Source organism: Cyanobium sp. N5-Cardenillas (assembly GCF_024345515.1).
In the GTDB taxonomy this organism is placed as follows: Bacteria; Cyanobacteriota; Cyanobacteriia; order PCC-6307; family Cyanobiaceae; genus Cyanobium.
The window spans coordinates 1-8,735 of record NZ_JAGQBG010000131.1 but is presented as its reverse complement, the minus strand read 5'-3'; the positions used below and the strand labels follow the sequence as shown (position 1 = coordinate 8,735).

12 protein-coding genes are annotated in these 8,735 nt (G+C 64.2%); 2 read left to right on the top strand and 10 right to left on the bottom strand.

Features of this window, described 5'->3' with window-relative positions:
- Positions 1 to 135: 135 nt before the first annotated feature.
- Together KBZ04_RS11015 and KBZ04_RS11010 are read left to right on the top strand one after the other, a co-directional pair.
- A complete protein-coding gene (locus KBZ04_RS11015) occupies positions 136 to 1,017 on the top strand; it encodes a tetratricopeptide repeat protein (protein WP_254991976.1) in 882 nt (293 codons plus the stop codon).
- Positions 1,018 to 1,079: 62 nt separating this feature from the next.
- On the top strand, positions 1,080 to 3,548 hold the full coding sequence (locus tag KBZ04_RS11010; protein ID WP_254991975.1) for a DNA topoisomerase (ATP-hydrolyzing) subunit A: 2,469 nt from the start codon (positions 1,080 to 1,082) through the stop codon (positions 3,546 to 3,548).
- A gap of 16 nt (positions 3,549 to 3,564) precedes the next feature.
- Here the strand turns inward: KBZ04_RS11010 and KBZ04_RS11005 are convergent, their stop codons facing one another.
- The 10 genes from KBZ04_RS11005 to KBZ04_RS10960 form a co-directional block, all read right to left on the bottom strand.
- Positions 3,565 to 3,933: a hypothetical protein gene (locus tag KBZ04_RS11005; RefSeq protein ID WP_254991974.1), complete on the bottom strand. Its 369-nt coding sequence runs from the start codon at positions 3,931 to 3,933 to the stop codon at positions 3,565 to 3,567.
- Complete coding sequence (locus KBZ04_RS11000; RefSeq protein WP_254991973.1) at positions 3,930 to 4,418, bottom strand: GNAT family N-acetyltransferase; 489 nt, start codon at positions 4,416 to 4,418, stop codon at positions 3,930 to 3,932. The genes KBZ04_RS11005 and KBZ04_RS11000 overlap by 4 nt, the downstream gene beginning before the upstream one ends.
- Positions 4,419 to 4,505: 87 nt before the next feature.
- Positions 4,506 to 5,120, bottom strand: coding sequence for an AAA family ATPase (locus KBZ04_RS10995; protein ID WP_254991972.1), 615 nt, complete (start codon positions 5,118 to 5,120; stop codon positions 4,506 to 4,508).
- 184 nt (positions 5,121 to 5,304) lie between these two features.
- A complete protein-coding gene (locus tag KBZ04_RS10990) occupies positions 5,305 to 5,835 on the bottom strand; it encodes an ester cyclase (protein WP_254991971.1) in 531 nt (176 codons plus the stop codon).
- A 135-nt stretch (positions 5,836 to 5,970) separates the two neighbouring features.
- Positions 5,971 to 6,543 carry a GAP family protein gene (locus KBZ04_RS10985; protein WP_254991970.1) on the bottom strand — a complete coding sequence of 191 codons (573 nt, stop codon included), beginning with the start codon at positions 6,541 to 6,543 and terminating at the stop codon, positions 5,971 to 5,973.
- Between the two features lie 12 nt (positions 6,544 to 6,555).
- Complete coding sequence (locus KBZ04_RS10980) at positions 6,556 to 6,711, bottom strand: hypothetical protein (protein WP_254991969.1); 156 nt, start codon at positions 6,709 to 6,711, stop codon at positions 6,556 to 6,558.
- A 176-nt stretch (positions 6,712 to 6,887) separates the two neighbouring features.
- Entirely contained in the window at positions 6,888 to 7,508 is a 621-nt protein-coding gene (locus tag KBZ04_RS10975) for a gamma-glutamylcyclotransferase family protein (protein ID WP_254991968.1), read from the bottom strand.
- Positions 7,509 to 7,515: 7 nt separating this feature from the next.
- A complete protein-coding gene (gene mazF, locus KBZ04_RS10970; RefSeq protein WP_254991967.1) occupies positions 7,516 to 7,875 on the bottom strand; it encodes an endoribonuclease MazF in 360 nt (119 codons plus the stop codon).
- The gene (locus KBZ04_RS10965) at positions 7,875 to 8,117 is read right to left on the bottom strand and encodes an AbrB/MazE/SpoVT family DNA-binding domain-containing protein (protein ID WP_254991966.1); all 243 of its coding nucleotides are present in this window, start codon (positions 8,115 to 8,117) and stop codon (positions 7,875 to 7,877) included. The genes mazF and KBZ04_RS10965 overlap by 1 nt, the downstream gene beginning before the upstream one ends.
- A gap of 145 nt (positions 8,118 to 8,262) precedes the next feature.
- A complete protein-coding gene (locus KBZ04_RS10960; RefSeq protein ID WP_254991965.1) occupies positions 8,263 to 8,649 on the bottom strand; it encodes a hypothetical protein in 387 nt (128 codons plus the stop codon).
- Between the last annotated feature and the right edge of the window lie 86 nt (positions 8,650 to 8,735).

The window sequence follows — 8,735 nt, the reverse complement described above, 5'->3', positions numbered from 1 at the left end:
TGCGGCGGATCCGGCCGGCGATGTGGCGGCGCAACATCCGGGCGGCGCTGGCGGGCGGTGGGGGACAAAGGGGGGCGGCTCCCTAGGCTGGGGGCGATTCGGGGTGATTGCGTGGGCCGGCGGTTCTGGCGACTGATGTCCTCCCTGTGCCTGGCCTTGCCACTGACGGTGCTCCCCGCACCGGCCAAGGCACTGGTGCCGTTCGTGTACCTGCCCCAGGAAAAGGAACTGGAGGGGGCGGGGCTGGGCATCGCCCAGGCGGCGGCACGGCTGCTGCGCCTCGGCCAGGCGGAGGATGCCGCCCGGCTGGCGGAGCTGACCGTGCGGCTGCTGCCGGATGACCCCCGCGGCTGGGTGCTGCTGGCGGAGGCGGAACTGCGCAGCAACCAGATGGAGAAGGCGGTGGTGGCCCTGGCCCGGGCCAAGCAGCTGGACCCCAACAACGCCGGCATCTGGTTCGCCGAAGGCTCCCTGGCCCTGCGCAACGGCAAGCCCCAGGAGGCCATCGGCCTGCTGCGCAAAGGGATTGAACTGGACGGCAAGAACGCCGGTGCCTACTTCGATCTGGGCAATGCCCAGATCCTGCTGGGCAACAGCGACGCGGCCCTGGGCTCGTTCGAGAAGGCCGCGGGGCTGCGCAAGGACTTCTGGGAAGCGATCAACAACCAGGGCCTGGTGCTGTTCGAGAGCGGCCGCACCGCCGACGCCATCGGCCGCTGGCAGCGGGTGCTGAAGATCAAGCCGGACATCGCCGAAACCTCCCTGGCCCTGGCGGCGGCGCTGTTCGAGCGTGGACCGGCGGAGCGGGCCCAGGCCCTGAAGCTGGCCGAAAGCGCCCTGGCGGAGGAACCCAACTACGTCAAGGACAGCTTCCAGAAGGAGCAGCTGTGGGGGCCGCGGCTGCGGGCGGTGACCGCCCAGCTGCTGGCCCTGCCGGAGCTGAAGGCCGCCGTGGAGCGGGCCCAGGCCAATGCCACCGCCGGTGACGGCAACGGCGGCAGCAGCGACGACTCCTGAGCTGGTTGCCACGGGCACCATCTGTAGGCTGAGCGCCCTGAGCCGCAGACCCCCAGGACCGGATGCCGGACGAGCGCGTCCAACCGATCGCCCTGCATCAGGAGATGCAGCGCTCCTACCTCGAGTACGCGATGAGCGTGATCGTGGGACGGGCCCTGCCGGACGTGCGCGACGGGCTCAAACCGGTGCAGCGCCGCATCCTGTTCGCGATGCACGAGCTGGGGCTGACCCCGGACCGGCCGTACCGCAAGTGCGCCCGGGTGGTGGGCGACGTGCTGGGCAAGTACCACCCCCACGGTGACCAGGCCGTCTACGACGCCCTGGTGCGGCTGGTGCAGACCTTCGCCAGCCGCCACCCGCTGCTGGACGGCCACGGCAACTTCGGCTCGGTGGACGACGATCCACCGGCCGCGATGCGGTACACGGAAACCCGGCTGGCGCCGATCGCCAACGAGGCGATGCTCGATGAGATCGGCAGCGACACGGTCGATTTCGCCCCCAACTTCGATGGCTCCCAGCAGGAGCCGACGGTGCTGCCGGCCCAGCTGCCCTTCCTGCTGCTGAACGGCTGCACCGGCATCGCCGTGGGCATGGCCACCAGCATTCCCCCCCACAACCTGGGCGAGGTGGTGGATGCGCTGATCGCCCTGATCCGCAAGCCCGACCTGGCCGAGGAGAAGCTGCTGGCGATGGTGCCGGGCCCGGATTTCCCCACCGGCGGCGAGGTGCTGCTGGGCAGCGGCGTGCGCGACACCTACGCCACGGGGCGGGGCAGCATCCCGATGCGGGGCGTGGCCCACATCGAGGAGGTGCAACCGGGCAAGGGGCGCCACCGCCGCGGCGCCGTGGTGGTGACGGAACTTCCGTACCAGCTGAGCAAGGCGGGCTGGATCGAGAAGCTGGCCGAACAGGTGAACGACGGCAAGATCGGCGGCATCGCCGACATCCGCGACGAGCGCGACCGCGAGGGGATGCGGGTGGTGCTCGAGCTGCGGCGTGATGCCGAACCCCAGAAGGTGCTGGAGGAACTGCAGCGCCGCACGGCCCTGCAGAGCAATTTCGGCGCCATCCTGCTGACGCTGGTGAACGGCCAGCCCCAGCAGCTGAACCTGCGCCAGCTGCTGCTGCGGTTCCTGGAGTACCGGGAGCTGACGATCCTGCGGCGCACCAACCATGCGCTCAAGCGTTGCGAAGACCGGCTGGAGGTGGTGCAGGGCCTGATCAAGGCCCTCGACGACCTCAAGCGGGTGATCGAGATGATCAGCGAGGCAAGGGATGCCGCCACGGCCCGGGCCAGCCTGCAGGTGCACCTCGACCTGAGCGAGCGCCAGGCCGATGCGGTGCTGGCGATGCCGCTGCGGCGGCTCACGGGCCTGGAGCAGGAGGGGCTGCGCAAGGAGGCGGCCGATCTGGAGGAGGAACGCACCCGGCTGCGGCACCTGCGCGACGACCGCGACACCCTGCTCGACACGATGGTGGGCGAGCTCAAGGGGCTCAAGAAGCGTTACGCCACGCCCCGTCGTACCCGCCTGGTGGAGGGCGGCGACGCCCTGGTGGCCCAGCGGGCGGCGGCGGTGCGGCCCAACACCGAACTGCAGCGGCAGCAGGCCTTCGAGGCCTTGGCGGGCGATGGCCGGCTGCTGATCCAGACCGATGGCGCCGTGCGGATCGTGACGCCGCAGGTGCTGGGGCGGCTTCACCTCGATGACGCCGCTGAACTGGGCGAGCTGCCGCCGCCAGCGCTGCTGATCCTGCCGGTGGCCGAGCAGCCGGCCCTGCTGGCCTTCAGCGCCAGCGGCAAGGTGGCCCTGCTGCGCTGGGAATTCGCCGGTCAGCACCCCGGCAAGCTGGAACGCTTCCTGCCCGACAGCCTCCAGGGGGAGACGGTGGTGCAGGTGCTGCCGCTGCCGCAGCCCGCCAGCGGCAGCCTGGGGCTGCTGAGCACCGATGGGCGCTTCAAGCGGCTGCCGATCGAGGATTTCCTGGAGCTGTCGGGCCGGCCCGCCACGGTGCTGAAGCTGAAGGAGGGGGTGGCTCTGCAGCGGGTCGTGCCCTGCCTGGAGGGGGAGGATCTGGTGGTGGCCACCAGCACGGGGCGGATGCTGCGGCTGGCGATCAACGACAGCAACCTGCCGGTGCTGGGCCGCACGGCCCAGGGGCCGATGCTGCTGCGGCTGCTGCCGGGCGAACGGGTGGTGGGGGCGGCCTGCGCCGGCCAAGGCCGGGACGTGCTGCTGGCCAGCCGCCGCGGCCAGGTGAAGCGGCTGCAGCTCGAGAGCCTGCGGCCCTGCCAGCGGGGCGCCATGGGCCAGATCGGCCTGCGCTTCCTGGAGCGCGACGATGGCCTGGTGGATCTGCAGCCGGGCGACGCCGCCGTGATCGGCGTGACCCTGGAGGGAAGCGAGGCCCGCAGCCTGCGGCTCAAGGCCGATCAACTGGTGCCTGAAGACTGCAGCGGCTCTGGCACGTTGCTGGCCCTGAAAGCCGGCGATGCGGTGCAGCAGCTGGTCCCCTTGATCGGCGGTCCCTAGGCCGGCCAGCGGACGATCAGCACGGGCTCGCTGGCCAAGGCGGTGGGGTTCTCCCAGAAGGCCATCGCTTCTCCAGCCGAGCGACCTGTACGGCCATGGAGACCGTGCGGTCATCACCGCTGATGTCAGCAGCGATGCTGCAGAGATAGGAGGCGGTGATCGCCTCGCTGTAACCGTCGGGGTCACCGCAGGCCAGGTTGTAGGCCTGGATGCGCTCCCGCATCCGCTTCAGGGCGCCATCGAGGCCCCAGTGGCGGACGTAGTGGACCCCGACAGCGAGATGGGCGCGATGGGTCCAGTTGGCACGGGGAAGGGACAGGGCTTCGAAATCGCGGACCAGCCTTTCGATCTCGGCGTCGTCGCTGAGGGGCAGCTCCCGTTTCACGCGTCCAGTTCGATCCGCATTTCGACCATGGTGGGGCGCAGTCCGGCGCGCTCGAACAGTTTCCGGGCGGCGACATTCTGCGACGACGCACTGAGCATCAGGCTGCTGGAGCCCAGGGCGAGGGCCGCCTCCTTGGCCGCCTCGAGGAGACGGCGGCCGATTCCGCCGCTCCTGGCCTGGGGATCCACGTAGATGTCGTGAAGCCAGGCTCCGGCACCACGCAGCTCCACAAGGCTCATCGGCTCCATCCGCACGAAGGCATACCCCACGGGTTGGGGACCCGCCTCGGCGATCAGCAGCACGACCTCCGGCCGTTGGAGCTCCGTCCGGAAGAACGCCCCATAGGCGCCCTCGCCACCCGGCGGCACGGCGAAGCGCTCCCCATCAAAGCCAACGTGAAGCTGACCGAGGGCAAAGCCGAAACGGGCCAGCACCGACAGGTCGGTGTCCGTCGCTCGGCGCACCGTCAGGGGCGGTTGATTCACGCCATCTCGCCACAACGGTTGCCATCTTGACGCTGGAGCGTTGACCGGCAGGTCCGTGTTAGATCGCTGCTTGCAGGGGCATGGCCATCAGGCAGACCTGGAGTCCTGCTGAAGAGCACGGATGGCATGCTTCAGCTGGTCCAGCCGTTGCTCGGCTGGACCGACCAACTCGATCAGCCGTGGGGCATGCCCCCGGGGCATGACATCGAAGCGACCGTCGCGATAGATCTGCTTGAAGATCGCGTCCACGTCATCGCGGTAGGCGTGATCCACCGGGCGGATCCCGTCTTCCTCCATGGCCACGGGCCAGTCGTCGGATTTCGGTACGAAGGCGAGGATGTCGAGATGGTCCAGCGACTCCCTGACGGCGGGCACCATCGAGGCCACGAAGGCGTCGTCGATGTCGGTGGTGACCTGGTTGGCGGTGTATTGCGAATAGGCAAGATAATCAACAGGCGCTCGATCGAAGATCACATCGTCAGACGTACTCGAATAACGGTGGATTCGGGAGATGTTGTAGTACATCTGAATCCCGTTCTGAAGCCTGGTTGAGGCTTCGCGGAACTTGATCTCATAAGGGCCGAAGAGGCCCAGGGCGCGATATGGCTCTTCTTCCCTGAGAAAACCAGGTTGGGAGGCGACCCAATCGTTGACAACTGTGGATTTACCCAGAGAGTGGGATCCAGAAATCGCGATACGCATGGAGGGTGACGATCTGCAGCACTCTATTCCCCTCCAGAGAGCTGTTGCATACTCTGCCTGAGCATTGAGAGCCAGGAAGGAGTGACCCGAGAAGCTCCAAATGTGAGGGGTGCTGCTGATCAGGTCGTGACAGTGCGCTGCTGGTCCGCCCAGCGCTCAGCCTCCGCTGCCGCGCACTGAGTCGTCAGCCCTCATGGAAGAACGGATCCGGCAGGGCTGGATTCCTCAACTTGGCGGCGGCACCGGCACCAACAACGGGCAGACCCTTCGGATCGAGCAAACCCAACTGCACCAGAACACTCGCCTGGTCCCAGAGGATGTGTTCATAGGCGACCTTGTCGTTTTCGAATCCAACGATCACGACAAACACGGCTTCAACTTTTCGACCCGTCGGTTCAACCCCTGGCAGGATATGGTCCATCTTGATGGTATGCGTGAACGAGATGATCAGTTCATCCACGAGCCGTTGCTCGCCATAGGTTCGCGAAACCGTTTCAAAAGCGACATCGGGCGGAAAGAACTGACCGATGAGCCGCTTGGCATAGAACCTGCGAACACCCTGCGGACCCTGCCCACCCAGCATGGTGGGAACATTTACCAGGTGCGGATCTGGGGACATGGTCGCCAGCGTCTGGTCGAGGTCGCCAGCGAGTTCAGCCTGCAGATGCGCTTGGAAGATCGCATCCAGCTTCGCGTGAGAATCCAACTTGCTCATCGTGTCTCCAGTCGCAAACATAAGTGCGTCAACCGTTTGACCGAAGCCGCCGCCTTTGCGGGCAGGCTCACTTTACTCATCGCTCGAGGCGGATGTTCGCCGGAAGGCGTTGTCGGGCCAGCAACGCCATCAACATCACGACTGAACAAGCCTGTTCAAGCCGTCGCCTGCCAGATACAGGCCAACGAGAAAAACCACCCAGGCCGTCGCCCCGTTCATATGTCGGGACAGAAAAGCCTCAAGTCTGTTCAAGACAGGCGAGACATCGTCGTGCAGGAATAGCCGCGCCACCAGCAGCAGTAACGCTGGTGTGATCATCACCAGACAGTAACCGAAAAGCACCACACTGCGCCCGAGCAGTGACAACTCCGAGGCGGTTAACAGGCCGATAGCAGCCAAATACGGGACCATGGAAGCGGCCTCGATGACAGCCGCCGTCAACGCAAAGACGACGACCGCACCGATGGGGGCTGACGCATCGGTCGCATACCCCCGCATCCGCACAAAGAGACTCGAACCGGAGCGGGCCTGCTTTGCCGCCCGGCGAGCGGCGCGACGCTCCTTGCCCGCCATCGTCCAGGGCTCCATGCGTGCACCGAGCGCCATCAGTCCGATACCGACGACCAGCTGGGCGATCCTCAGCGGTTGTGAGTCTCCCGCCGCCTGCAACATGTCGAGCAACATCGAGGCGCCAAGCAGCAACGCCATCCCCAACAGCAGCTAGAACGCGGCGACGGTGCCAAGGAACAACACAATCCTCCCCGAACGCGGGCGACCGGGGACCAACATCAGCCACAGGGGAATCAGCAGCGTGCCGAAGCTCGTGCTGTCGATCAGTGCCAGGGCAACAAGCGGAGCCAGCCGTTCGATGGTCATCGATGGCAGGCGCGGCTTCGATCAGAATCCTTCCAGTCCAGTGTCCTTCCCCCTTGCGGTTGGGCCATGCGTTTGGCGACACACCACCCGGCCTGGAGAGGGAGCAGATCTTTCGCGACTCGGCGAAGGGCAACGGAACGGCGGGGAACCATTTCCAACCTGGACAATCTGAAGCGTTAGGGAAACTCTGGGCAACGCCTGGGTGAGCGATGGGTTACGAGTGCCATATGCAGCGCGTGTCTCTGCAAGTCGACATCCAGCTTGGCCTCGATCGCGCGCAGCCCATTGACGTACGCCATCGGCAGGCCGTGCTCAACAGCACCTGCAATCACAAGGGCCCTGTACCACGTGAATGGCAGGATGCTTTCATCAACGTGGGTCGCGACGTAGGCCGTAGCCTTGAGCATTCCCGTCTTGCATTCGACCAGGACGTCCTTCTCCTCGTAACCGAAGCCCAGACCCTCGGCACGGTCCAGATGCTGCTTCTCATGGGACGGAATCTCGTACAGAACGCCATGGACAACGGAGCCTGGCTCTGAAGCGACGATGTCGCACTTGCCTGATCCGTCCTTGGCGACCTTGTGCCAGCGGAGGGCGTGACCGTGCAACGTGGCGATGCCAACCAGCTGCGCCCCAGGAACACGCTGGCGAATCCTTGCGGAGAGCATGTTGGAGCCATAGGCGAAGTTGAGGAGAGCCAAGGTGTTTGCTTGTGTGAAACCTGAACGCACGCCATCACCTGGCCGCAAGGTGTGCTCGACGAAGAGGATAGCCTTGCGGTGGCGGGTCAGGTGCATGGCGGTGTTAGAGAGTGGCAGGAGTGTCAGGCTCAAGAAGTGTTAACACCCTCGCAGTTACCATCGCCATTACATCTGAGGATACCCGCTCGATGAACTTCGCTTTCCTCGATCGCCAGTCAAGGCTCTTCAACTGATCGGACAGGACAACCCCACTCACGTCGTATTCATCAGGCAGCGCCACCTCGAACGGGTATCCCTTTATCTTAGATGTAACAGGACAAAACAAGGCTAGCCCTACTTTTCCATTGTAGGCTTTTGGTGATAGAACAAGAGCTGGCCGTCTTCCACGTTGCTCACTTCCGGCTTGTGGTGTGAACTCCAGCCACACAAGATCACCACGGTCAGGCACATATGAAGACGACATCAGAATGCTTCGGCCCCAACAGCATCCCCCGTATCAACCGAGGCGTGTATGTTCGCTGGCGTGATACCAGAAAGAAGATCCTGGAGTTGGAGCCGGGTAGGCAGTGAGGGCCTCAGGACCAATTCACCATCCTTTGCGGTGAGGCTGACTTCGGTGCCAGCGCCCAAGCCCACCTCTTCCGCCAAGCCGCGAGGAATCCTCACGCCAAGGCTGTTTCCCCATTTCTGGACTTTCGTCTGCATGCCCCTAAAGCGGCTATACAGAGACTATACCATCCTTCGGCACGGCTGCCTGCGCCCCATCCCTCTAACGCCAAGATCACCTGCACGCAAGAATCTTAGCGAATCCCAAGCACCTCAATGAAAGCGTGACAGGTGGATCTTGATGTTAGATGCCCTCATGCTTCTTGCTCGAACGAAGCGTCAGCCAAGTCCAAGTTGCACCAGCAATATCAATGAATGCAAAGATCAGCAGGCTTGGGCCAATCATCCTCAATATGACCAGCAACATCATAAATCCTGCAGCGTAATACCGCCCGGGCACAGTCCAAGGAATAAACTCGTCTAGCCCGCAACGGGCTGCTTGTAGATAGTAGAATCCGATGATTGATGCCAGCATTCCTACAAAACGAATCCATAGGTCATCTCCAGCTGTCAATTGAAAGACGTGCAGGATCGGCATCGGAATGAGCATGAATCCGAAACCAACTGCAAAGACCAAATAGAGACCAAATACCAAGAGACTGAGACGAGCATTGTTCATTGCGTTACTCAATTAATGTTCGTGGATTGGTGCGCATCTAACGTTTGAGTTCCCTCGCTCGCAGAGGCTGGCACGGCCAGCCGTAGCGAGTCGGGTGG

Coding starts and splice junctions, on each gene's coding strand:
- KBZ04_RS11015 (WP_254991976.1), top strand. CDS start 136: ATGTCCTCCCTGTGCCTGGCCTTGCCACTGACGGTGCTCCCCGCACCG.
- KBZ04_RS11010 (WP_254991975.1), top strand. CDS start 1,080: ATGCCGGACGAGCGCGTCCAACCGATCGCCCTGCATCAGGAGATGCAG.
- KBZ04_RS10995 (WP_254991972.1), bottom strand. CDS start 5,120: ATGCGTATCGCGATTTCTGGATCCCACTCTCTGGGTAAATCCACAGTT.
- KBZ04_RS10990 (WP_254991971.1), bottom strand. CDS start 5,835: ATGAGCAAGTTGGATTCTCACGCGAAGCTGGATGCGATCTTCCAAGCG.
- KBZ04_RS10985 (WP_254991970.1), bottom strand. CDS start 6,543: ATGGCGTTGCTGCTTGGCGCCTCGATGTTGCTCGACATGTTGCAGGCG.
- KBZ04_RS10980 (WP_254991969.1), bottom strand. CDS start 6,711: ATGACCATCGAACGGCTGGCTCCGCTTGTTGCCCTGGCACTGATCGAC.
- KBZ04_RS10975 (WP_254991968.1), bottom strand. CDS start 7,508: ATGCACCTGACCCGCCACCGCAAGGCTATCCTCTTCGTCGAGCACACC.
- mazF (WP_254991967.1), bottom strand. CDS start 7,875: ATGTCGTCTTCATATGTGCCTGACCGTGGTGATCTTGTGTGGCTGGAG.
- KBZ04_RS10965 (WP_254991966.1), bottom strand. CDS start 8,117: ATGCAGACGAAAGTCCAGAAATGGGGAAACAGCCTTGGCGTGAGGATT.